This window comes from Rothia kristinae, assembly GCF_016028855.1.
Taxonomy (GTDB): Bacteria; Actinomycetota; Actinomycetes; order Actinomycetales; family Micrococcaceae; genus Rothia; species Rothia kristinae.
Genome location: NZ_CP065738.1, coordinates 331,309 through 352,822 on the forward strand (window position 1 = coordinate 331,309; position 21,514 = coordinate 352,822).

The following is a 21,514-nucleotide window of genomic DNA, read 5'->3' on the forward strand; positions in this document are numbered from 1 at the left end:
GGTTCAGTCCTCCTGGGCCGCGGCGGACTGCGCGGCGTCGTCGTGGGCGTCGATGTCGAAGGCGGAGATCGGCGGGCACTCGCACACCAGGTTGCGGTCCCCGGCGGTGCCGTCGATGCGGCCCACCGGCGGCCAGTACTTCCCGGTGCGCAGGGCGGGCAGCGGGTAGGCGGCCTGCTCGCGGGTGTACGGCCGGTCCCAGTCCGCGCCCAGCAGGGCCTCGGCGGTGTGCGGGGCGCGGCGCAGCGCGGATTCCGCGGCCGGCACCCGCCCCTCGGCCACCGCGGTCATCTCCGCGTGGATCGCGCTCATCGCGTCGACGAAGCGGGTCAGCTCCGCGAGGTCCTCGGACTCGGTGGGCTCGACCATCAGGGTGCCGGGCACCGGGAAGGCCAGGGTCGGGGCGTGGAAGCCGTAGTCCATGAGCCGCTTGCACACGTCCTCCGCGGTGATCCCGGAGGCCTCGGTCAGCGGGCGCAGGTCCAGGATGCACTCGTGGGCCACGAGCCCGCCGGGCCCGGTGTAGAGCACCGGGAACAGCGGATCCAGCTTCCGGGCCAGCCAGTTGGCGTTGAGGATCGCGGTGCGGGTGGCCTCGCGCAGGCCTTGAGCCCCCATCATCGCGATGTACATCCAGGAGATCGGCAGCACCCCGGCGGAGCCGAACAGCGCCTGGGAGACCGCCTGGGCCCGGCCGGCAGCGGTGCGGGAGGAGCCCGACGCCGCGGCGTCGTGCCCGGCACCGGCGGCGGCCGCATCCCCCGGCAGGTAGGGCAGCAGCTGCTCGGCCACCGCCAGCGGCCCGACGCCGGGCCCGCCCCCGCCGTGCGGGATGCAGAAGGTCTTGTGCAGGTTCAGGTGGGAGACGTCCCCGCCGAAGGCGCCCGGCGCGCCGAGGCCCACCAGGGCGTTGAGGTTGGCCCCGTCCAGGTACACCTGGCCGCCTGCGGCGTGCACCCGGGCGCACACCTCGGCGACGTCCTCCTCGAAGACCCCGTGGGTGGAGGGGTAGGTGATCATGATCCCGGCCAGCTCCTCGCGGTGCTTGCCGATCTTCGCGTCCAGGTCATCCAGCAGGATCGAGCCGTCCTCGGCGGTGGCCACCGCGACCACCCGCAGCCCGGCCAGGGCGGCGGAGGCGGCGTTGGTGCCGTGCGCGGAGGCCGGGATGAGCACGACGTCGCGGCCCTCCTCGCCGCGGTCCCGGTGGTAGCCGCGGATCGCCAGCAGCCCCGCGTACTCCCCCTGGGAGCCCGCGTTGGGCTGCAGGGAGACCCCGGCGTACCCGGTGATCGCGGACAGCCACCGCTCCAGGTCCTCGATCAGCTCCAGCCACCCGGCGGTCTGCTCGGACGGGGCCAGCGGGTGGATCCCGGCGAACTCGGGCCAGGAGATCGGCTCCATCTCCGCGGCGGCGTTGAGCTTCATGGTGCACGAGCCCAGCGGGATCATGGTGCGATCCAGCGCCAGGTCCTTGTCCGACAGCTCCCGCAGGTAGCGCATCATCGCGGTCTCGGAGCGGTGCCGATGGAAGACCGGGTGGGTCAGGTACTCGTCCCGACGGGCCAGCGGCGCAGGGATCTCCCGGCCGAAGCCGGCCCCGGGCTGCCCGTCCGGGGCGGCGTCGAAGGCGGCCAGGACGTCGTCGAGCTGGGCCCAGGTGTGCGGCTCGCCCACCGAGATCCCGAGGGTGTCAGCGTCGATCCGGCACAGGTTGATCCCGGCGCGCTCGGCGGCGGCCAGCACCGCGTCGGCCCGGCCCGGGACCCGCACGGTCACGGTGTCGAAGAAGTCCGCGTGCACCGGCTCCAGGCCCGCAGCGCCGAGCCCCGCGGCCAGGTAGGCGGCCTTGACGTGCACGTCCTCGGCGATGCGCCGCAGGCCTTGGGGCCCGTGGTAGACGGCGTAGGCCCCGGCGACGATGGCCAGCAGGGCCTGGGCGGTGCAGATGTTGGAGGTGGCCTTCTCCCGGCGGATGTGCTGCTCGCGGGTCTGCAGGGCCAGGCGGTAGGCCGGGCGGCCCGAGGAGTCCGTGGAGACCCCGACCAGGCGCCCGGGCAGGGAGCGCTCCAGGCCCTTGCGCACCGCGAGGAAGGCCGCGTGCGGGCCGCCGAAGAACAGCGGGACCCCGAAGCGCTGGGAGGAGCCGACGGCGGCGTCGGCGCCCAGCGACCCCGGGGAGGCCAGCAGAGTCAGGGCCAGCGGGTCGCAGGCCACGGTGGCCATGGCCCCGGCCTCCTTGGCGGCGGCGATCAGCGGGGCGACGTCGATCAGCTGCCCCTCGGAGCCGATCTGCGTCAGCAGCACCCCGAAGACCGGCTCCTCGGGCAGGGACTGGCCCGCGGCGAAGTCCACGGTGCGGTGCTCCAGACCCAGGGCGTCCAACCGGCCCCGGGTGATCTGCAGGGTCTGCGGCAGCAGCCGGGCGTCCAGCACCGCGACCCCCCGCTTGACCTTCCGGTTGGCCCGGTGCATCAGCAGCACGGCCTCGGCGGCGGAGGTGGCCTCATCCAGCATGGAGGCGTTGGCGATGTCCAGGCCGGTCAGGTCCATCATCGCGTTCTGGAAGTTCAGCAGGGCCTCCAGCCGGCCCTGGGAGATCTCCGCCTGGTAGGGGGTGTAGGAGGTGTACCAGGCCGGGTTCTCCAGGATGTTCCGGCGCAGCACCGCCGGGGTCACGGTCTCGTGGTAGCCCTGCCCGATCATCTGGGCGCGCACCGTGTTCTTCGCCGCGAGCTCGCGGATGCGGGCTAAGGCGGCGGTCTCGTCCAGGGGCTCTTCCAGCCCGGGCAGGGTCAGCTCGTCGGCGCGGCGCACCGATCCGGGCACGGCTGCGTCGATCAGGGCGTCCAGGGAGTCGCGTCCGAGGTCGGCGAGCATGGTCTCGATCTCGTCGGGGCGGGGTCCGAGGTGGCGGTCGAGGAAGGTCATGGCAGCTCCGCTGGGGGTGGGGTCTCGCCTCCCCGCTCTGTCCGGTGACCTGAGGGTTTCGGCCAGCGCCTTGCCCCGTCGGCGGGTCCTGCTGAGGGCCCTCTCCAGAGTCGCCTGGGCTGCGGCGGTACCTTGGCCTGAGAGTTTCCCGGGGAGGGTTTGCTCCTTCGGCGCCCGGTGGGTCCCGGGGCTCTCCCGCCGCGCGTGATCGGCTGGGTCCAGTGTGCCACACCGCACGCGCGGGCGCGTCATCGAGGGGCCGCCGGTGCCGGTCCCGACGCGGGGGCCGCCGCGTAGACTGTGTCTGCCCCGTTCCCCGCGCAGGAGATGACCGTGCCCCAGCCGAAGCTCGCCGATGTGGCCGCCGCGGCCGGGGTCTCCCCGACCACCGTCTCCCGGGTGCTCAACGATCGCGGCTACCTCTCCCAGAAGACCAAGGACGCGGTGCACGCGGCGATGGCGGAGCTGGGCTACCGCCCCAATGCCATCGCCCGCTCCCTGCAGCAGCGCTCCAGCCGCCTGGTCGGCATCATCTTCCCCACGGTGGCCCACCCGTTCTACGGGCAGATGGCCGAAGCCCTGGAGACCCGCCTGGCCGGGGCCGGCTACAAGGTGCTGCTGTGCGACTCCGCCGGGCGGCCGGATCGGGAGCGGCGGCACCTGGACATGCTGCTGGCCAACCAGGTGGACGGGATCATCACCGGGGCGCACTCCCAGGTGGTCGGCGGCTACCCGGGGCTGCGGGCGCCGGTGGTCACGATCGACCGGCCGAAGGGCCACGACTTCCCGGACATCTCCTGCGACAACCGGACGGTGATGCGCGAGCTGACCCGCGGCGTCATCGCCCGGGGCGCCCGGCGGATCCTGCACCTGACCTCCTCGCGGGATCCGCAGGCCCCGCGCCTGCTGGGCCACGCCGAGGCGATAGCCGAGGCGGGGCTGGAGCCTGCGGTGCTGCGCCCGGAGCCCTCTCGGGGCTGGTGGCCCGACCCCGAGCAGATCGATCCCGTGCTGGATCGGGCGTGGGAGGCCGCCGCGGCCCCGGAGGCCGTGATGTGCAGCAACGACCTGCTGGCCGCCGCGGTGCTGAGCTGGGCCCGACGCCGGGGCCTGCGGGTGCCGCGGGATCTGCAGGTCACGGGCTTCGACGGCTCCGCGGCCTCCCGGATCTTCTGCCCCGAGCTGAGCACCGTGGTGCAGCCCTACGGGGCGATGGCCCGGGAGGCCGTCGCGGCGATCCTCGCCGCGGTGGACGGCGAGCCGCTGCCGGCCGGCACCCGCGAGCTGCCGGCCACCATCGACTGGCGCGAGACCACCCGCCCGGCCTGAGCCCCGCGCCCGCATCGGGGCGGGGGCCCGGGCCGGGCGGGCTCGGGTCGGCTCAGGACTGCGCGGCGGCGGCCGGCTTCTCCTTCGGGGTGATGCTCAGGAATGCCTCCCCGTGGGCGACGGTGCTTCCGGTGTCCGCGGTGAGCTGCGTACCCTCGATCCGCTTCGCCGAGGTCACGACCATCGGGGTGGTCAGGTCGTAGCCGGCCGCGCGGATGGCCGCGGCGTCGAAGCGGGCCAGGACGTCCCCGCGGCGCACCACGTCTCCCTTGCGCACCAGCGGGGTGAAGTGCTCCCCGTCCAGGGCCACGGTGTCGAAGCCCAGGTGGATCAGCACGTCCAGCCCGCCCGCGGTGCGCAGCCCGTAGGCGTGGCCGGTGGGGAAGGCGACGGTGACGACGGCGTCGGCCGGGGCGTAGAGCACCCCGTCGCTGGGGTCCACGGCCGCGCCGGGACCGAGCATCTGCTGGGCGAAGGTGGGGTCGGAGACCTCGGACAGGGCCAGCACCCGCCCGTCCAGCGGGGCGGTCAGGCGCCAGTCCTCGGCGTCGTCGGCCAGCACCGGGCCGGCTTCTCCCTCGTACCGCTCGGCGTCGTCGCCCTCCGCGCCCAGGGCCACGGCGGCCCCCTCGGCGGCGGCCGCGGCGTTGCGCTGGGCCGCACCGACCTTCCGGCGGGCCACCGCGTAGGTCACGGCGAAGGAGATCGCGGTGGTGATCAGCAGGGCGATGAAGAACCGGCCGATGTCCGTGGCCCGGATGGACACGAAGCCGAGGTAGCCCGCGGCCCCGAGGGCGACGGCGCGGATGTTCATCAGCGCCACGAGCGCCCCGCCGACCGCGGCCGCGCCCATGCCGATGAACAGCGGGTAGCGCAGGCGCAGGTTCACCCCGAAGATCGCCGGCTCGGTGATGCCGAGGAACGCGGAGAAGGAGGAGGCCCCGGCCACGCCCTTGAGCTTCTTCTCCCGGGTGGTCAGGTACACGGCGAGGCAGGCCGCGCCCTGGGCGGCGTTGGCCATCGAGGCGATGGGGAAGATGAAGGAGCCGCCGGCGGCGATCAGCTGCAGCTCGATCGGCGGGAAGGACTGGTGCAGCCCGGTGATCACGATCGGGCTGTAGAAGAACGCGAAGACCATGCCGCCGAGGGGCCCGGCCACGGTGTAGAGCCATTCGATGCCGCGCCCGAGGGCGTCGCCGGCGGTGAACAGGAACGGGCCGATCGCGACGAAGGTGATGAAGCCGGTGATCAGCAGGGACAGGGTCGGGGTGAAGATGAAGCCGATGGTGCCCTTGAGCACGCGGTTCAGCCCCTTCTCCAGGTTCGCCAGGATGAAGGCGACGACGAGGATGGGCAGCACGGTGCCCTGGTAGCCGGACTGCTGGACCTGCAGGCCGAAGACGTCCCAGTAGGTCATCCGGTTCTCGGCCAGGGCCTGGGCGACGTCGTAGCCGTTGACCAGCTGCGGCATGACCATGGCCATGCCCATCGCCGCACCCAGGTACGGGTTGCCGCCGAAGCGCTTGGCCGCGGAGAAGCCGACCAGGATCGGCAGGAAGGCGAAGGGGGCGGCCGCGAGCATGTTGATGATGCCGGCCAGGCCCTCCCAGGCGGGGTTGGCCTCGATGAACGACTGCCCGCCGTACCAGGGCATCAGCCCCTCGGCGGTGAGGACGTTGTTCAGGGCCATGAGCATGCCGCCGCCGACCAGCACCGGGATCAGCGGCACGAAGATGTCGGCGAAGACCTTGAGGAAGCGCACGAACCAGGAGGAGCGCTGGTCGGCGACCTGCTTGAGTTCGTCCTTGGAGACCTCCTTGACCCCGAGCGGGGCCAGGTGGGCGAAGACCCGGTCGACGTCGCCGGGCCCGACGATGACCTGGAACATGCCCCCGCCCTCGAAGGTGCCCTTCAGGTCCGGGTCCGCATCCAGCGCGGCCTGGTCCACCTCGTCGCTGTCCTGCAGGACGAAGCGCAGGCGCGTGGCGCAGTGGGCGGCGGCCTGGATGTTGCTGGGTCCGCCGACGGCGTCGACGACCCTCTCTGCTACGGCGGCGTGTTCCACGGAAGTCTCCTTCGCTCGGCCGTGGGCGTCCGCGGGATGCGGCGCCTGTCAATCGATTGACACACTAGCACGGCCGCGCCCCGGCGTGACCCCCTCCCGTTGTGCGTGGCGGGTGCATGGCGGGCCTAGGGCCCGGGCAGGAGCGCGGCCTCGGCGCTGAGGAGGCGGGCTCCGGCGTCGCACCGGGCGGTGACGGCCACGGGACCGGTGAGGAAGATGCGCTGGGTGAACACGCAGGCGCCGTCCTCGGCAAAGATCTCCAGGCTGGATGAGTCCGCGAAGAGCTCAACGGCGCGGTGCGGCGCCGCGGGAAGGGTGCGGGTGCGCTCGGGACCGCCGGCCTGGTACTGGCTGCCGCCGCGGTCCACGGTGATGCCGGTGGCGCAGATGCTGACGGTCACCGCGTTCCCCCGCGGATCCAGGTACTCCAGGCGAGACGCAGGATCCGGTACCGCGCCGGCCGAGGGGCCCTCGAAGGAGACCTCCACCCGCAGCCGGTGCGCGGGGCGAGGCTGCGGCGGGATGAGCTGCGCGGCGTCGGCATCGGGCAGATCCAGCTCCCGCAGGGGCAGCAGCCGGTCCGCCTCGGGCATCGGCCGCTGGAGCAGCCGACCGCCGCGCAGGACCAGCTCCCGGGGCAGGGTCATCTGGTGGACCCAGCCGCGGGCGAGGGAGGGCTGGTCGTCCTCCCCGGCGTTGCCCAGCCAGCCCATCAGGACGGTGCGCTCTCCGGTCCCGGCGAAGACCTGCGGGGCGTAGAACTCGAAGCCGGCATCCAGCTCCTCCAGCGCGGTGGCCTCCCGGAAGGCGCACCCCTTCAGCACCCCCACGGTGTACGCGCAGGGGTGGGGGTTGCGGAACCGCTCCCCCTCGGGTCCCAGGCCCTGCGGGCAGAAGATCAGCACGTGACGGTCCTCCCCGGTCTCCTCATCGCGCAGTCGCACCAGCTGGGGGCACTCGTCCATGAACCCCGGGGCCCGAAGCTCGGGACGGTCGAAGCGCAGCTCCCCCGTGAACCCCCATCGGCGGCGATCCGCGGAGTCCCACCGCAGGATCGCGCCCGTGCCGTCCTCGCGCTGGGCCCCCAGCAGCATCATCCAGCCGCCCTCCGGGGCGGGCAGCACCTGCGGGTCTCGGAAGTGCGCGGTGTATCCCGGCGGCGGGCCCGGGATCAGCGGGTTGTCCGGGTCCGGGAGCAGCCGCCCGGACCCGTCGCCGGCGGGCACGGCCCGGCACTGGTATGCCTCCCGGCCGCCGTTCCGGGTGCGCACGTTGCCGGTGTAGTAGAACTCCACCCCGCCCCCCGGCAGCGGCAGGGCCCCGCCGGAGTAGCAGCCGTCGCGGTCGTACCAGCGCACCGGCTCCAGCGCGGTGCCGAGGTCGCGCCAGCGCAGCAGGTCCTCGGAGACCGCGTGGCGCCAGAACACGGCCTTCTCCGGGTGCAGAGGGCTGTACTGGTAGAAGGCGTGCCAGCGCCCGTCCAGATGCACCAGGCCGTTGGGGTCGTTGAGCCTGCCCACCGGCGGGGCCAGGTGGTAGCGGGGGCGGTCCGGGTCCGCGCGCACGGCGGCGGCAAGTTCGCGTTCGCGCGCCGCGGCCCGGCGGGCCCGATCCAGCAGCTCGGGATCGACGACGGCAGGATCCTCGACGCCGGGGATCCCGACGGCCGGGTCCTCGGCGGCAGCCCCCTCGGCATCGGGGCGGGCGGGCTCGGGAAGGCAGGAAGGGGGCATGAGACCACCCTAGACACTGTGACCATCGTTTGACACATCGCTTCGACCCGGAGGCGGACGCGCGAGAGCCCCCGCCCTCCCGCGAACGGGATGACGGGGGCTCTCGCGGATCAGCAGGGGCTCTCCCCGGTGCGGGGAGAAGCGTCCTTACTTGAGGGTGACGGTGGCGCCGGCGCCCTCGAGCTGCTCCTTGGCCTTCTCGGCGTCCTCCTTGGAGGCGCCCTCGAGGACGGCCTTGGGGGCGCCGTCGACCAGGTCCTTGGCCTCCTTCAGGCCGAGGGAGGTCAGGGCGCGCACCTCCTTGATGACCGCGATCTTCTTGTCGCCGGCACCCTCGAGGATGACGTCGAACTCGGTCTGCTCCTCGGCGGCGTCCGCGCCACCGTCGCCACCGGCGGCGGGGGCGGCGGCCACGGCGGCCGGGGCGGCGGCGGTGACGTCGAAGGTCTCCTCGAAGGTCTTCACGAACTCGGAGAGCTCGATCAGGGAGAGCTCCTTGAAGGCCTCGATCAGTTCGTCGATGGACAGCTTAGCCATGTGATTGGCTCCTCACTTCGTCTGGTTGCAGGTCGGAACTGCAACGGATCTTGGTTCCCTGGCCCCGGGTGGGCACCAGGCACAGCGTGCGATCCGCGAGCGGATCAGCGGCTGTCGGCATTCGCGGAGAATGCCTTAGGCAGCGGATTCTCCACCCTGTTCCTCGACCTTGACGCGCAGCGCCTCGGCGGTGCGCACGGTCTTGGACAGCGGTGCCTGGAACAGTGCGGCGGCCTTGGCCATGGTGCCCTTGGCGGCACCGGCGACCTTGGCCAGCAGCACCTCGCGAGATTCAAGATCCGCAAGCTTGATGACGTCAGCTTCACTGAGCGGCTTACCCTCGAAGTAACCGCTCTTGATGATCAGCTGGGGGTTCTCCTTGGCGAAGTTGCGCAGGCCCTTGGCCGCCTCCACCGGTTCCCCGGTGATGAAGGCGACGGCGGTGGGGCCCTGCAGGTCGTCGAAGTTCAGGCCCTCGACGCCCGCCTCCCTGGCCGCGATCGCGGTCAGGGTGTTCTTCACCACGGCATATTCGGCGTGCTCACCGAGGGAACGGCGCAGCTCCTTGAGCTTCGCCACGGTGAGACCACGGTACTCAGTCAGAACAGCGGCAGTGGAGGAGGAGAAAAGATCCCTCAGCTCCGCTACGGCGGCTGCCTTCTCCGGTGTCGCCATGGTTCTCCTTCCGGTCTGAATGCCGGGCGCCCATGAGCCCACGAAAAAAGCCCCGCACAGGCGGCGGGGCGACGCTCCCCTCACGGAATCCTCGATGCGCTGGGCAGAGGAACCCGGGGGTTCGGCGTGTCACGGTCACCTGCGCTGGCCGTCCTCGCGGGACTCTTATGGCGGATTGGTCTGCCTGGCGGCATGACCGAACCTACGACCGGCGGTCTTTGGTGTCTCCATTGAACCACACCCGCGGCGGATGCGCCAGCGGGCGGGGCGCGGCACGCGAGGTGCGGATGCGAGAACGCCCCGCCGGACCCGGTGCCTGACCGGATCCGACGGGGAGCTGCGACCGCCATGGCGGCGGCTCACCGAGGCTCAGCTGCGCCTGCGGCTCACTTCTCCGCGACGGAGGGGTCCACCGGCACGCCGGGACCGAAGGTGGTGGCCACCGTCAGCTTGGAGATGTAGCGGCCCTTGGAGGAGGACGGCTTCAGCCGCACGATCTCCTCGACGGCGGCGCGGAAGTTCTCCACCAGCTGCTCCTGGGTGAAGGAAGCCTTGCCGATGATGAAGTGGAGGTTGGCGTTGCGATCGACGCGGAAGTCGATCTTGCCGCCCTTGATGTCGCCCACGGCCTTGGCCACGTCCATGGTCACGGTGCCGGTCTTGGGGTTCGGCATCAGGTTGCGCGGACCCAGGACCTTGCCCAGGCGCCCGACCTTGCCCATCATGTCCGGGGTGGCCACGGCGGCGTCGAAGTCCGTCCAGCCGCCGGCCACGCGGGCGATGAGGTCATCGGAGCCGACGAAGTCCGCACCGGCCTCCTCGGCGGCGGCGGCCTTGTCACCCTGGGCGAAGACGACCACGCGGGCGGTCTTGCCGGTGCCGTTGGGCAGGTTCACGGTGCCGCGGACCATCTGGTCGGCCTTGCGGGGGTCCACGGACAGCCGCATGGCGACCTCCACGGTGGGGTCGGCCTTGGAGCTGTTGATCTCCTGGGCCAGGGCGATCGCCTCGGGGGCGCTGTAGAGGCGGCCCTCCTCGATCTTCTCGGCGGCTGCCTTGTACGCTTTGCTGCGCTGTGCCATCTGCTTGCTCTCTCCTTGTGCAGTCGTGGTCTGTCGGATCGCGCGCGATCCTGCCACACGCCCGGCGCCTGCTGCGCTGCGGACGGCCCGCCGCGGCGGCGGGTCTTTCGGGTCGGCATCGGGATGATGCCGGTGCCTCGCGGTGGAGGCGAGGGGACTACTCGACGGTGATGCCCATGGAGCGGGCCGTGCCGGCGACGATCTTCTCGGCGGCGTCGATGTCGTTGGCGTTGAGGTCGGGCATCTTGGTCTGGGCGATCTCGCGGACCTGGTCCATGGAGATCTTGCCGACCTTGTTGGTGTGCGGGACGCCGGAGCCCTTCTGCACGCCCGCGGCCTTCTTGATCAGGTCAGCGGCCGGCGGGGTCTTGGTGATGAAGGTGAAGGAGCGGTCCTCGTAGACCGTGATCTCCACCGGCACCACGTTGCCGCGCATGGATTCCGTGGCGGCGTTGTACGCCTTGCAGAACTCCATGATGTTGACGCCGTGCTGACCCAGGGCCGGGCCGACCGGCGGGGCCGGGTTGGCGGCGCCTGCCTGGATCTGCAGCTTGATGAGGCCAGAGACCTTCTTCTTGGGAGCCAATGCTTGGTCCTTTGCTTACGTGGGACGGACCGCCGCGCAGGAGCGCACGACGGCGGGTGGCCGCCGTGGCGCGGCGACCGGCGTAAGGGCGCACCCCAGCGTTCGGGTGCGCACACGCAACCATCCACTCTACGCCGCGGCGGGGGTCGGGCACCACCCGCAGCGGCCCACCTCACAGACAGACGGCGCCCGTCGTCTCCCGGTGCGGGAGGCGGCGGGCGCCATCGGAGCCTGGCGGATCAGATCTTGGAGACCTGATTGAACCCCAGGGTCACGGGGGTCTCGCGCTCGAAGAGGGAGACCAGGACCACCAGCTGCTGGGCCTCGGGGTTGATCTCGTTGACGGTCGCCGGGAGGGTCTCGAACGGGCCCTCCTTGACGACCACGGACTCCCCGATCTCGAAGCCGACGCTGACCTGCGGGGCCAGCGGCTCCGGGATGGGCTCGCCGGCCTGCTTGGCGGCCTCCACCTGCTCGGCCTCGAAGACCGGGGCCAGCATGTCCACGACCTCGTCCAGGCGCAGCGGCACGGGGTTGTAGGCGTCCTGCCCGACGAAGCCGGTGACCCCGGGGGTGTGGCGCACCACGCCCCAGGACTCGTCGGTGAGGTTCATCCGCACCAGCACGTAGCCCGGGATGCGCACGCGGCGCACGGTCTTGCGCTGGCCGTTCTTGATCTCCACGACCTCTTCCATGGGGACCTGGATCTCGAAGAGATCGTCCTCCATGTTCATCGACTGCGCGCGGGTCTGCAGGTTGGTGCGGACCCGGTTCTCGTAGCCGGCGTAGGTGTGGATGACGTACCAGTCGCCCTCCTGGCGGCGCAGCTTGGAGCGGAACTCGGCCATCGGGTCCGGCTGCTCCTCCTCGGCCGCCTCGGAGCCCTCCTGGGCCTCCTGGGCCTGGACCGCCTCCGCGGCCTCGGCCGCGGAGTCCTCGAAGCCCTCCTCCGGGTTCTCCGGCTGGGCGTCGGTGGCCGCGATCAGCCCGGCGTCGGTGTTCTCGAAGCCGGAGCGGGACTCCCCCGCCTGCGCGGCGGCGGCCTGCTCGGCCTGCTCCGGGGAGACCTCCTCCGGGGTGCCGGCCTGCTCGGGGCTCTGGGCCTCGCCCAGGGTCTCGGCGCTCGGGCTGTCGTTGGTCGGGGTCTCGGGGCTCACGCCCTCGGCGTTCTCACGTTCCTGCTCGGACACTGTTGCTGTTCCTGCTTTCTTGGAGGGTGCGCCGGACGCCGCCCCGCCGGGGGCGGGTCCGCGCGAGCGGACCGGGGATCGGACGGACGGTGCTGGCTACTGTCCGGTCATGGACTGGCCGTTGCCGAACAGCCAGAAGGCTCCCTTGCCGAAGAGGAAGTCCAGACCGGAGATCAGCAGCAGCATGAAGGCCACGAAGATCAGGACGATGATCACGTAGTTGACCAGCTCGCGGCCGGTGGGGGTCACGACCTTCTTCAGCTCGGCGAGGACCTGGCGGAGGAAGAGGAAGATCCTCCCGAAGAAGCCGCGGGCCCGGGCGTCCTCGATCCCGGCTCCTCCTGCGGCGGCGGCCTTGGCCATGGGATCCGCCCCTTTCTGCGACGTGCGACGAGCGTGCGGGGCCCTGAGGCCCCGGTCCCCGCGGACGGGCCGCGACGACGGGGTGCGTGCAGGGCAGACAGGACTCGAACCTGCAACCTGCGGTTTTGGAGACCGCTGCGCTACCAATTGCGCCACTGCCCTTCGGAAGGCCCGATGCCTTCCGCGGAAACCCTCCCCGCTCGGGGCCCGTGACGGCGCGCGGGATCCTCAGGGGGGTGAGTACCGGGTATCGACTGTAGCCGAGAGCGCGCACTCGACGCAATCCGCACCGGCGCCGGGCCCGGCTCGACGCCTGACCCTAGGATGGGAGCAGGGCGGGCTCCCCGCGCCGCGCGGATCCCGCACCGGCCAACGCCCCCGACGTCGAAGGAAGCCGCCGACCATGACCTCCCACGAGCGCATCTCCGCCCGCATCAGCGCGATCGCCCCCTCGGCCACCCTCGCGGTGGATGCCCGCGCCAAGGAGCTGAAGGTCGCCGGGCGCCCGGTCGTCGGCTTCGGCGCGGGCGAGCCGGACTTCCCCACGCCGGAGTTCATCGTCGACGCCGCCCGGAAGGCGCTGGAGGACCCGGCGAACTTCCGCTACACCCCCGCCGCGGGGCTGCCCGAGCTGCGCCGGGCCATCGCCGAGAAGACGGCGCGGGACTCCGGCTGGGAGGTGGAGCCCTCCCAGGTGGTGGTGACCAACGGCGGCAAGCAGGCGGTCTACGAGACCTTCGCGACCGTCATCGGGCAGGGGGACGAGGTCCTGCTGCCCGCGCCGTACTGGACCACCTACCCCGAGGCGATCCGCCTGGCCGGGGGCGAGCCCGTGGAGGTCTTCGCCGGCTCCGAGCAGGGCTACAAGGTGACCCCGGAGCAGCTGGAGCGGGCCTGCACCGAGCGCACCAAGGCGCTGATCTTCGTCTCCCCCTCCAACCCCACCGGCGCGGTGTACTCCCCCGAGGAGACCGCCGCGATCGGGGCGTGGGCCGCGGAGAAGGGGATCTTCGTGATCACGGACGAGATCTACGAGCGGCTCACCTACGACGACACCCCCTTCACCTCCCTGGCCGAAGCCGCCCCGCAGCTGCGGGAGAACCTGGTGATCCTCAGCGGGGTGGCCAAGACCTACGCGATGACCGGCTGGCGGGTGGGCTGGCTGGTGGCGCCGGCCGACGTGGCGAAGGCCGCGACCAACCTGCAGTCGCACCTGAGCTCCAACGTCAACAACATCGCCCAGCGGGCCGCGCTGGCGGCCCTGACGGGCCCGCAGGAGGAGGTCGAGGCGATGCGCCGGGCCTTCGACGCCCGCCGTCGGCTCATCGTGGATGGGCTGAACGCGGTGCCCGGCTTCTCCTGCCCCGTCCCGCAGGGCGCGTTCTACGCCTACCCGGACGTGACCGCCCTGCTGGGGCGGGAGATCGCCGGGCGGCGCATCGAGTCCTCCCAGGACCTGGCGACCCTGATCCTGGAGGAGGCGGAGGTCGCCGTCGTGCCGGGCGAGGCCTTCGGCCCCTCCGGGTACCTGCGCCTGTCCTACGCCCTGGGCGAGGAGGATCTGCGCGAGGGCATCGGGCGGATCCAGCGGCTGCTGGCCGATGCCGCCTGAGCGCACCACCCGAGCCGACCGCCGATTCCCACACGAACCCACATGTCGGAAGTGTGACTCCCCTCGCCCTGAGGCCGTGATTCCCCGGAATTCCGCGGAATCACGGCCTCTGCCGACTCCACAGAAACGCAACCGCTCGCTAGACTGGTTCCGGTTGACGAATCCATCCGAACCATCAGTCGAGGAGACCACCATGAAGATCGGACTGCTCACCAGCGGCGGGGACTGCCCCGGCCTGAACGCCGTGATCCGCGGCGCCGTGCTCAACGGAGTCAAGACCTACGATGACGAGTTCGTGGGCTTCCGGGACGGCTGGCGCGGCCTCGTGGAGGACGACATCATGGATCTGCCCCGCACCAAGGTGCGCGGCCTGGCCCGCACCGGCGGCACGATCCTCGGCACCTCCCGCACCAACCCCTACGACGGCCCGCACGGCGGCCCGGAGAACATCTCCATCGTGCTGGAGAAGAACCAGATCGACGCCGTCGTCGCGATCGGCGGGGAGGGGACCCTAGCCGGGGCCCGCCGCCTGGCCGACGCCGGCCTGCCCGTCGTCGGGGTGCCGAAGACCATCGACAACGACCTCAACGGCACGGACTACACCTTCGGCTTCGACACCGCAGTGCAGATCGCCACGGATGCGATGGACCGCCTGCGCACCACCGGCGAGTCCCACCACCGCTGCATGGTCGCGGAGGTCATGGGCCGCCACGTCGGGTGGATCGCGCTGCACTCCGGCATGGCCGCCGGCGCGCACGCCGTGCTGATCCCGGAGCAGCAGGTGCCGATGACGCAGGTGGCCGAGTGGGCCAAGGAGGTCCACGACCGCGGCCGCTCCCCGCTGGTCGTGGTGGCCGAGGGATTCATCCCGGAGGGCTTCGACGAGGTCATGCACGACAAGGGCGTGGAGAAGGACGGTCGCCCGCGCCTGGGCGGCATCGGCGAGTACGTGACCCGGGAGATCGAGAAGCTCACCGGCATCGAAACCCGCAACACCACGCTGGGGCACATCCAGCGCGGCGGCTCCCCCACCAGCTTCGACCGCGTGCTGGCCACCCGCTTCGGGATGAACGTGGTGGACCTGGTGCACGACAAGGAGTGGGGCAAGATGGTGGCCCTGCACGGCACCGACGTGGTGCGCGTGGGCTTCCACGAGGCCCTGGACTCCGGGCTGAAGGAGGTTCCGCAGGACCGCTGGGAGGAAGCCAAGACCCTCTTCGGGCGCTGATCCCCGCGCCGCTCCCCCGGGCGCAGGCCGGATCCACCGGCACCGCCCGGCCGAGCACGACGACGGCCCGGCCGTCCTCCCCTCATCGCGAGGAGTGGACGGCCGGGCCGTCGTCGTCGGTGCGGCCGGCTAGCGCAGGAAGTCCTCCCGGTGGCGCCGACCGGCCACCTGCCCGGCCTCCGGGTCCACGATCACGGTCTGGGCCGCGGCGTAGACGGTCTCCACGGGCTCACCGTCCTCCCCGGGCTGCCCCGGATCCACCACCCGCAGGGCGGCGGCGGGGTCCACGGAGCGCTTAAGCACGGCCAGGGCGATGGGCCCGGCCTCGTGGTGCAGGGCCGCGGAGGTCACCCGCCCCACCGGGCGGGCACCACCCTCCGCGTAGACCGGCGAGCCGAGAGCGGGCAGGGTGTGCTCCGAGCCGTCCAGGTCCAGGAAGGCCAGGCGCCGCGGCGGGTGGCCCAGGTTGTGCACGCGGGCCACGGTCTCCTGACCCTTGTAGCAGCCCTTGGCCAGGTGCACGGCGGTGCGCATCAGATCCAGCTCGTGCGGGATGGCCCGCTCGTCGACCTCCCGGGCGGCGCGCGGGCGCCACTCCTCGATGCGCAGGGCCTCCGCGGCCCACAGCCCGGCCCAGCCCAGCGGCGCCGGGTCCGCATCGGCCAGGCCCGCCAGCTCCGGCAGCCGCTCGCGCGGCACCAGGGCCTCGTACCAGGTGCGCTGGGCCCCGGGGTGCTCCGCGGCGGCGGCGTAGCTGGTGCCGCCGGGTACGACGCCGGGCCACGGGTCCCGCCACACCAGCGGCAGCTCCGATTCACCCGCGCGGGCCAGGAAGGGCGCTAGCACGGCGGCCTCCCGCGGGTCCACGCGCAGCCCCACCACGGCCCAGTCCGCGGAGGCCGCGCGGACCTGCACCCGCAGCATGAAGCGCATCGAGTCCAGGAACGCCGTCAGCGGCTCCTCCTGCCCCGGCTCCACGATCAGCAGGATCCGGTCCTCGCCGATGATCGCGTGGGGGACGTACTCGAGTCGCCCCTGCGCGGAGAGCAGGGCCAGCTCCGCGGAGGAGCCGGCAGGCAGGCCGGTGAGCACCTGGGAGGACAGCGTGGTCAGCCAGCTGGCCCGGTCCTGCCCCGTCACCTCGACGACGCCCAGGTGGGATGAGTCCACCAGCACCGGGGAGGCGGGGGTGGAGCGGGCCAGGCGGCGCTGTTCGCGCAGGGGGTCGCCGTAGTGGGCGGGAACCGCCTGATCCGGGGCCTCCGCAGGCACCGCACCGTGCCGGCCCAGCAGGGGTGAGCGTTCGGGACTCACCGCACCACCTCGGCCGCGTCCGTGCGGCGCAGGCGGGCGGAGGCGTGGGAAGCCATCTCGTGGCCGAGGGCGGCCATGTCCCAGGCCCACATCAGCTCGCCGTTGACCAGCCCGTACATCCGGGAGGCCGCGGTGTACTCCTTGGCTCCCTCGGCGCGCATCACGGCGTCGGTGGCCATCTGGATGCGGGGCCCGTCGATGACGCCCACATACAGCTCGCTGACCCCGCCGGGGTGGTTGATGTTCGCGGTGATCTCGAAGCCGCCCTCCTCTCGGCGCAGCTTCTCCACGTCCGCGGCGGTGGCCAGGGTCGGTTCGGCCGCGCCGGGGATGAGCCCGGGGCCGAGGTCGCCGTCCTGCAGCTTCCGGCCCAGCTGCCAGAAGCCGGTCTCCACGCTGATCGGGCGGGTGCGCCGTCCCTCCTCATCCAGCAGGTAGGACTCGGCGCGGTACTCGATGAAGGGCAGGCCGGACTGGGTGAAGGAGACGATCTGCCCGAACTGCCGATCGGGGACGTCCTGGCCGTAGCCGAGCACGCCCACGCCCTCCCACTGGCCGAGCAGCCAGGCGAAGGGGACGAGCTCGGGAGTCATGTCTGAGGGGATCTCGATAGCCATGGCCCCATCCTAGGCGCGCGGCCTTACGGCCCGCGCGGGCTTTCCCTCGGACGCGAACGGGCCCCGGGCGGCAGTGCCCGGGGCCCGTTCGCCCTACCGCCGCGGCGGTCAGCGTCGATGGGTCACTTCTGGCCCTTGAACAGCCGGGCCACCACGAGGACCGCGGAGCCCGCGATGCCCAGGGAGGCCAGGCCCAGCAGGGACAGGAAGAAGATCTCGAGTGCCATGATCATGGTCACCAAGCTACCACGCGCAGCAGCAGGAAGGTTCCGGCGCAGCCCAGGATCCCGAAGAACGCGACCGGCACCAGCCCGAGGGTCACGGCCCCGCGTCGCGGGCCGTCCGCCGGCCCCGCCGCGATCAGCCGGACGCCGACCCCGGCGATCAGCACCGCGATCACCGCGCCGCAGACCCACACGGCCCATCCGGCCCGGGTCTGCTCGTGCACCAGGGCCATCGCGATCCACCCGGCCGAGCTGACCGCGGCCAGCACCCCGGTGACCGCGGAGATCACGGACTCCAGCCGGGCGGGCGCCCCCTCGCCGCGCACCAGCTCCCCGATGAAGCAGGCCAGCACCCCCACGGCGACGACGGCCGGCAGCAGCGTCACCAGCGAGGCCGAGGCCGTCAGCAGCACGACCGCGCAGGCCGCCAAGCCGCTGGCGCCGATGATCCCGGTGTGCACCGGCACCACCTCACCGCCGCGCTGCTGGGCCACCCCGGAGGCGGCCGGCCACCCCCACGCGATGACCAGGACCATCGCGACGGTGGCCACCGCGGAGGCCTGCGGGGCCCACACCGCGCACAGCAGGGAGACGGCCAGGCCCAGGACGGCGGATCCGGCGACCAGCCGGTAGCGGGAGGGGCCGGAGCGCCCGGCGCTGCGCAGCCGCTCGCCGCGGGTGGGAGTCGCTGACGGGGTCACGGCGGGCGGGCCTCCTGAGTCGATCGGGGCGGGCGTCGGCACGGGCCTGCACGGGCCTGGCGGCACCCGAGGGCGGACGGTGCCGAGTGTACCGGGCGCCGTCGCCGACGTCGGAGGCGCCTCGGGCCCCCGCGTCATCGGCCTATACTGTGCTCGTCCGCACAGACGCGGTCGCATCCCGTACCCGTGACCGAGGGAAGGAAGCCTCCGTGTCCCAGATCCTCGTCCTCAGCGACACCGCCGAGCAGGCCGCGGCGGCCCTGCCCGCCCTGGAGCTGCTCGCCCACGACGTGCACAGCGTGGGCCTGGGGACGAGCCTGGAGTCCATCCGCCACCACGGCCCGGACCTGCTGCTGCTGGATGCCCGCGCGCAGGTGCTGCAGGCGCGCAACACCGCCCGTCTGCTGCGCACCCAGGCCCCCGAGCTGCCGATCCTGGCGGTGCTCACGGAGGGCACGCTCAGCGCGGTGACCCCCGAGTGGCCCGTGGATGACTTCCTGCTGCCCGACGCCGGCCCCGCCGAGACCGAGGCGCGGCTGCGCCTGCTGCTGGGGGCCCGTCGGGCTCCCGCCCCCGGGCCCGCACCCGCCGCGGAGCTGATCCGATGCGGGGCCGTCGTCGTGGACGAGGCGGGCTACAGCGCCCGGATCGACGGGCAGCCGCTGAACCTGACGTACAAGGAGTTCGAGCTGCTGAAGTTCCTCGCGCAGAACCCCGGGCACGTGTTCACCCGCGCCCAGCTGCTCAGCGAGGTGTGGGGCTACGACTACTACGGCGGCACGCGCACCGTGGATGTGCACATCCGGCGCCTGCGGGCCAAGCTCGGGGCGGATCACGAGCAGATGATCACCACGGTGCGCAACGTCGGCTACTCGATGCACGCCCCGAAGGGCTGACGGCTCAGCCGCCCGCGGCCCCGGGTTTGGCGGCCAGGATGGTCCCGCGCACCAGCTCGCGGTCGTAGCAGACCAGGGCGTCGTTCTCCAGGAGGCGCTCGCGCCCGATGGTGTCCCCGGTGCGCCGGCTGCGGGTCTCGCGCACGATGACGTTGTGCCGACGCACCTGGGCGGCCCCGGCGTCATCGGCGGCCTCGTAGAAGTACGCGTCCTCCTCGAGGATGTGGTACTTGAACTCCCCCGGCCGCTCCGCGCGCAGCTGGCCCCGCAGGTGCTCCCCGTCCACGGCCACCCGGAACTGGTGGGTGCGGTCCGTGCCGTTGTGCACCCGGTAGTCCAGGAAGTTGTAGATGATCGAGGTCCCGGTGCCGTAGGGGATCTGGCGCTTGAAGTCCGGGAACAGGTCCAGCCCGGAGTGGTGGTGGTGCTCGGTGATGGTCAGCCCGGAGTGCAGCGCCATCCAGTGCAGCAGGTTGGTGAACTGGCACATCCCGCCGCCGATGCCCGACTCCGCGTGGTCCCCCTGGATGACCACCCCGGGCTGGAAGCCGCGGGCGGCGGTGGGGTTGCCCACCAGCCGCCAGAAGGAGAAGGTCTGCCCCGGCCGGATCAGGATCCCGTCCACCAGGGGTGCGGCGATGGCCAGGGACCGGGCCTTGCCCTCCTGCAGGTGCTGCTCCGTGCTGCCCAGCCGACGCCGGATCAGCGAGTTGTGCCCGTAGATCCGCGTCGGCAGATCCTCGGCGCTGCGCTGCGCGGCGAAGCTCCGACGCCGCGGCAGGTCGGCCAGGTGCCGCTGCAGCCGCTGCCGCTGGATCGCGATCTGATACGTCAGCGGGGAGATGTCCGAGAAGAGTCTGCGAGCCATATCACAGAAGATAGCCCACGGTGGGGCATCCGCCCAGCCCCGTCCCGCAGCCCGGCACGGCTCAGTCCTCCCGGTCCTTCGCCGCGGCCCGCCGGGCCGGCAGCACCTCGCGGTCCACCCAGCCGAGCACCTCGTCGAGGATCGGCAGGACCTGCTCCAGCTCCTGGGTGGTGATGGTCAGGGGCGGGCTGACGTGCAGGGTGTTCTCCCGACCGAAGGTGCTGAAGCCCCGGTCGTAGAGTCGGCCGATGATCTGCTTCATCACGGGGTCCGAGGACCGGTACCCCACCAGCGGGGTGCGGGCCTCCCGGTTCGAGACCAGCTCCACCGCGGCGAACATCCCGAGGTGGCGCACCTGGCCCACGCACTCGTGCTCCCGGGCCATCCGATCCAGGAACTCCGCGAGCACCGGGGCGGTCTGCGCCACGTGCTCCAGCACCCCGTCCTGCTCGTAGGCGTCCAGGGCCGCGTTGGCCGCGGCGCACGCGAGGGTGTGCCCGGAGTAGGTGAGCCCGCCGGGCAGCGGGTGCTCCTCGAAGAACCGGGCGATCTCCCGGGAGACCAGCACTCCGCCCAGCGGCACGGCCGCGTTGTCCACGCCCTTGGCGAAGGTCATCAGATCCGGCACGACGCAGAAGACCTGCCAGGCGAACATCGTCCCGGTGCGCCCGAAGCCGGTCATCACCTCGTCGAAGATCAGCAGGATCCCGTACCGGTCGCACAGCCGCCGCAGCCCGGGCAGGTAGCCCTCCGGCAGGATGATGACGCCGTTGGCCCCGACCACCGGCTCCACGATGATCGCGGCGACCGTCTCCGGGCCCTCGAAGCGCAGCTGGCGCTCCAGATCCGCCAGAGCCAGGTCCGTGGCGGCGGCGTCCTCGGCCCCGCCGGACCAGCCGTCCTGGTACGGGTGCGGGGACAGGTACTTCACGAAGCCCGCGCCCGCGCCCTGCTCGGCCCCGAGCCGGCGCCAGTCCCCGGTGGCCTGCGCGGCCCCGGCCGTGGCCCCGTGGTAGCTGCGGTAGCTGGAGAAGACCTTGGTCCGGCCCGTGACGGTGCGGGCGATGCGCAGCGCGTGCTCGTTGGACTCCGCCCCGCCGTTGGTGAACATCACCCGGGCGAAGTGCTCCCGCCCGGCCAGGGCGACCAGGCGCGCGGCCAGCCGAGACTTGGGCTCGGTGGCGAAGGCGGGGGACATGAAGCAGAAGCGGCGCGCCTGCTCGGCGATCGCCTCGGCGATGCGGGGGTGGCCGTGGCCGAGGTTGGCGCAGACCATCAGCGAGGACATGTCCGCGATCCGCCGACCGGTCTCATCCCACAGCCAGATCCCCTCCGCCCGGGTGATGGTGTGCACCGGGCCCCCGGAGACGGACCAGGACTGCAGCACGTGATCCCGATGCTGGGCGGCGATCTCCTGGGTGTCGATCCCCAGAGTGTCGATCTCCGAGGTCCGGCCCGGATCCGCACCGGGCGCGGGATCGGCCTGCCCGCAGGCGTCGGAGACGGGGGTGATGCGGGCGGAGGTGACGGTCATGGCGGGTCCTTCCTCGTGCCGGAGGTCGT

General features: G+C 72.3%; 18 protein-coding genes, 1 tRNA gene and 1 riboswitch. Of the genes, 4 read left to right on the forward strand and 15 right to left on the reverse strand.

The window, feature by feature from the left end:
• Positions 1–3: 3 nt before the first annotated feature.
• On the reverse strand, positions 4–2,931 hold the full coding sequence (gene gcvP, locus I6G21_RS01485) for an aminomethyl-transferring glycine dehydrogenase (RefSeq protein WP_129357772.1): 2,928 nt from the start codon (positions 2,929–2,931) through the stop codon (positions 4–6).
• 115 nt (positions 2,932–3,046) lie between these two features.
• Positions 3,047–3,139, reverse strand: a riboswitch (glycine riboswitch).
• Between the two features lie 125 nt (positions 3,140–3,264).
• Between gcvP and I6G21_RS01490 the strand changes: the two genes are divergently transcribed.
• On the forward strand, positions 3,265–4,260 hold the full coding sequence (locus I6G21_RS01490; protein WP_165869987.1) for a LacI family DNA-binding transcriptional regulator: 996 nt from the start codon (positions 3,265–3,267) through the stop codon (positions 4,258–4,260).
• Positions 4,261–4,312: 52 nt separating this feature from the next.
• On the opposite strand, the gene I6G21_RS01495 is transcribed toward I6G21_RS01490, so the two are convergent.
• From I6G21_RS01495 to I6G21_RS01535, 9 genes are all read right to left on the reverse strand, one after another.
• Positions 4,313–6,325: a sucrose-specific PTS transporter subunit IIBC gene (locus tag I6G21_RS01495; protein WP_061225617.1), complete on the reverse strand. Its 2,013-nt coding sequence runs from the start codon at positions 6,323–6,325 to the stop codon at positions 4,313–4,315.
• Positions 6,326–6,450: 125 nt separating this feature from the next.
• Positions 6,451–8,058 (reverse strand): glycoside hydrolase family 32 protein, encoded by a 1,608-nt coding sequence (locus I6G21_RS01500; RefSeq protein ID WP_129357770.1) that lies wholly within the window; start codon positions 8,056–8,058, stop codon positions 6,451–6,453.
• A 147-nt stretch (positions 8,059–8,205) separates the two neighbouring features.
• Positions 8,206–8,595, reverse strand: coding sequence for a 50S ribosomal protein L7/L12 (gene rplL, locus I6G21_RS01505; protein WP_055684612.1), 390 nt, complete (start codon positions 8,593–8,595; stop codon positions 8,206–8,208).
• Positions 8,596–8,730: 135 nt separating this feature from the next.
• On the reverse strand, positions 8,731–9,270 hold the full coding sequence (gene rplJ, locus I6G21_RS01510) for a 50S ribosomal protein L10 (RefSeq protein ID WP_055684613.1): 540 nt from the start codon (positions 9,268–9,270) through the stop codon (positions 8,731–8,733).
• Positions 9,271–9,656: 386 nt separating this feature from the next.
• A complete protein-coding gene (rplA, locus tag I6G21_RS01515; RefSeq protein ID WP_055684614.1) occupies positions 9,657–10,352 on the reverse strand; it encodes a 50S ribosomal protein L1 in 696 nt (231 codons plus the stop codon).
• A 157-nt stretch (positions 10,353–10,509) separates the two neighbouring features.
• Complete coding sequence (gene rplK, locus I6G21_RS01520; RefSeq protein WP_129357769.1) at positions 10,510–10,938, reverse strand: 50S ribosomal protein L11; 429 nt, start codon at positions 10,936–10,938, stop codon at positions 10,510–10,512.
• Positions 10,939–11,177: 239 nt separating this feature from the next.
• Positions 11,178–12,128, reverse strand: coding sequence for a transcription termination/antitermination protein NusG (nusG, locus tag I6G21_RS01525; RefSeq protein ID WP_408015182.1), 951 nt, complete (start codon positions 12,126–12,128; stop codon positions 11,178–11,180).
• Positions 12,129–12,224: 96 nt separating this feature from the next.
• Positions 12,225–12,491 (reverse strand): preprotein translocase subunit SecE, encoded by a 267-nt coding sequence (gene secE, locus I6G21_RS01530; RefSeq protein ID WP_055684617.1) that lies wholly within the window; start codon positions 12,489–12,491, stop codon positions 12,225–12,227.
• A gap of 89 nt (positions 12,492–12,580) precedes the next feature.
• Positions 12,581–12,653 (reverse strand) — tRNA-Trp (locus I6G21_RS01535).
• A gap of 241 nt (positions 12,654–12,894) precedes the next feature.
• Between I6G21_RS01535 and I6G21_RS01540 the strand changes: the two genes are divergently transcribed.
• The gene (locus I6G21_RS01540; protein ID WP_129357768.1) at positions 12,895–14,103 is read left to right on the forward strand and encodes a pyridoxal phosphate-dependent aminotransferase; all 1,209 of its coding nucleotides are present in this window, start codon (positions 12,895–12,897) and stop codon (positions 14,101–14,103) included.
• Between the two features lie 193 nt (positions 14,104–14,296).
• Complete coding sequence (locus I6G21_RS01545) at positions 14,297–15,331, forward strand: 6-phosphofructokinase (protein ID WP_055684619.1); 1,035 nt, start codon at positions 14,297–14,299, stop codon at positions 15,329–15,331.
• Between the two features lie 129 nt (positions 15,332–15,460).
• Here I6G21_RS01545 and ygfZ read toward each other — a convergent pair whose 3' ends face one another.
• The 3 genes from ygfZ to I6G21_RS01560 form a co-directional block, all read right to left on the reverse strand.
• The gene (gene ygfZ / locus I6G21_RS01550) at positions 15,461–16,645 is read right to left on the reverse strand and encodes a CAF17-like 4Fe-4S cluster assembly/insertion protein YgfZ (protein WP_129357767.1); all 1,185 of its coding nucleotides are present in this window, start codon (positions 16,643–16,645) and stop codon (positions 15,461–15,463) included.
• Positions 16,642–17,262 (reverse strand): nitrobindin family protein, encoded by a 621-nt coding sequence (locus tag I6G21_RS01555; protein ID WP_129357766.1) that lies wholly within the window; start codon positions 17,260–17,262, stop codon positions 16,642–16,644. The genes ygfZ and I6G21_RS01555 overlap by 4 nt, the downstream gene beginning before the upstream one ends.
• A 235-nt stretch (positions 17,263–17,497) precedes the next feature.
• Positions 17,498–18,187 carry a hypothetical protein gene (locus I6G21_RS01560; RefSeq protein ID WP_055684622.1) on the reverse strand — a complete coding sequence of 230 codons (690 nt, stop codon included), beginning with the start codon at positions 18,185–18,187 and terminating at the stop codon, positions 17,498–17,500.
• 209 nt (positions 18,188–18,396) lie between these two features.
• Between I6G21_RS01560 and I6G21_RS01565 the strand changes: the two genes are divergently transcribed.
• Positions 18,397–19,083: a winged helix-turn-helix transcriptional regulator gene (locus I6G21_RS01565; protein ID WP_075515157.1), complete on the forward strand. Its 687-nt coding sequence runs from the start codon at positions 18,397–18,399 to the stop codon at positions 19,081–19,083.
• Positions 19,084–19,087: 4 nt separating this feature from the next.
• Here the strand turns inward: I6G21_RS01565 and I6G21_RS01570 are convergent, their stop codons facing one another.
• Positions 19,088–19,951, reverse strand: coding sequence for a VanW family protein (locus I6G21_RS01570; protein WP_129357765.1), 864 nt, complete (start codon positions 19,949–19,951; stop codon positions 19,088–19,090).
• Positions 19,952–20,012: 61 nt separating this feature from the next.
• A complete protein-coding gene (locus I6G21_RS01575) occupies positions 20,013–21,485 on the reverse strand; it encodes an aminotransferase class III-fold pyridoxal phosphate-dependent enzyme (protein ID WP_129357764.1) in 1,473 nt (490 codons plus the stop codon).
• Positions 21,486–21,514: the final 29 nt, after the last annotated feature.

What these genes read in the sequence shown, in the direction of transcription:
- gcvP (WP_129357772.1), bottom strand. Translation starts at nt 2,931, where the DNA reads ATGACCTTCCTCGACCGCCACCTCGGACCCCGCCCCGACGAGATCGAG.
- I6G21_RS01500 (WP_129357770.1), bottom strand. Translation starts at nt 8,058, where the DNA reads ATGCCCCCTTCCTGCCTTCCCGAGCCCGCCCGCCCCGATGCCGAGGGG.
- rplL (WP_055684612.1), bottom strand. Translation starts at nt 8,595, where the DNA reads ATGGCTAAGCTGTCCATCGACGAACTGATCGAGGCCTTCAAGGAGCTC.
- rplJ (WP_055684613.1), bottom strand. Translation starts at nt 9,270, where the DNA reads ATGGCGACACCGGAGAAGGCAGCCGCCGTAGCGGAGCTGAGGGATCTT.
- rplA (WP_055684614.1), bottom strand. Translation starts at nt 10,352, where the DNA reads ATGGCACAGCGCAGCAAAGCGTACAAGGCAGCCGCCGAGAAGATCGAG.
- secE (WP_055684617.1), bottom strand. Translation starts at nt 12,491, where the DNA reads ATGGCCAAGGCCGCCGCCGCAGGAGGAGCCGGGATCGAGGACGCCCGG.
- I6G21_RS01540 (WP_129357768.1), top strand. Translation starts at nt 12,895, where the DNA reads ATGACCTCCCACGAGCGCATCTCCGCCCGCATCAGCGCGATCGCCCCC.
- I6G21_RS01545 (WP_055684619.1), top strand. Translation starts at nt 14,297, where the DNA reads ATGAAGATCGGACTGCTCACCAGCGGCGGGGACTGCCCCGGCCTGAAC.
- I6G21_RS01555 (WP_129357766.1), bottom strand. Translation starts at nt 17,262, where the DNA reads ATGGCTATCGAGATCCCCTCAGACATGACTCCCGAGCTCGTCCCCTTC.
- I6G21_RS01570 (WP_129357765.1), bottom strand. Translation starts at nt 19,951, where the DNA reads ATGGCTCGCAGACTCTTCTCGGACATCTCCCCGCTGACGTATCAGATC.
- I6G21_RS01575 (WP_129357764.1), bottom strand. Translation starts at nt 21,485, where the DNA reads ATGACCGTCACCTCCGCCCGCATCACCCCCGTCTCCGACGCCTGCGGG.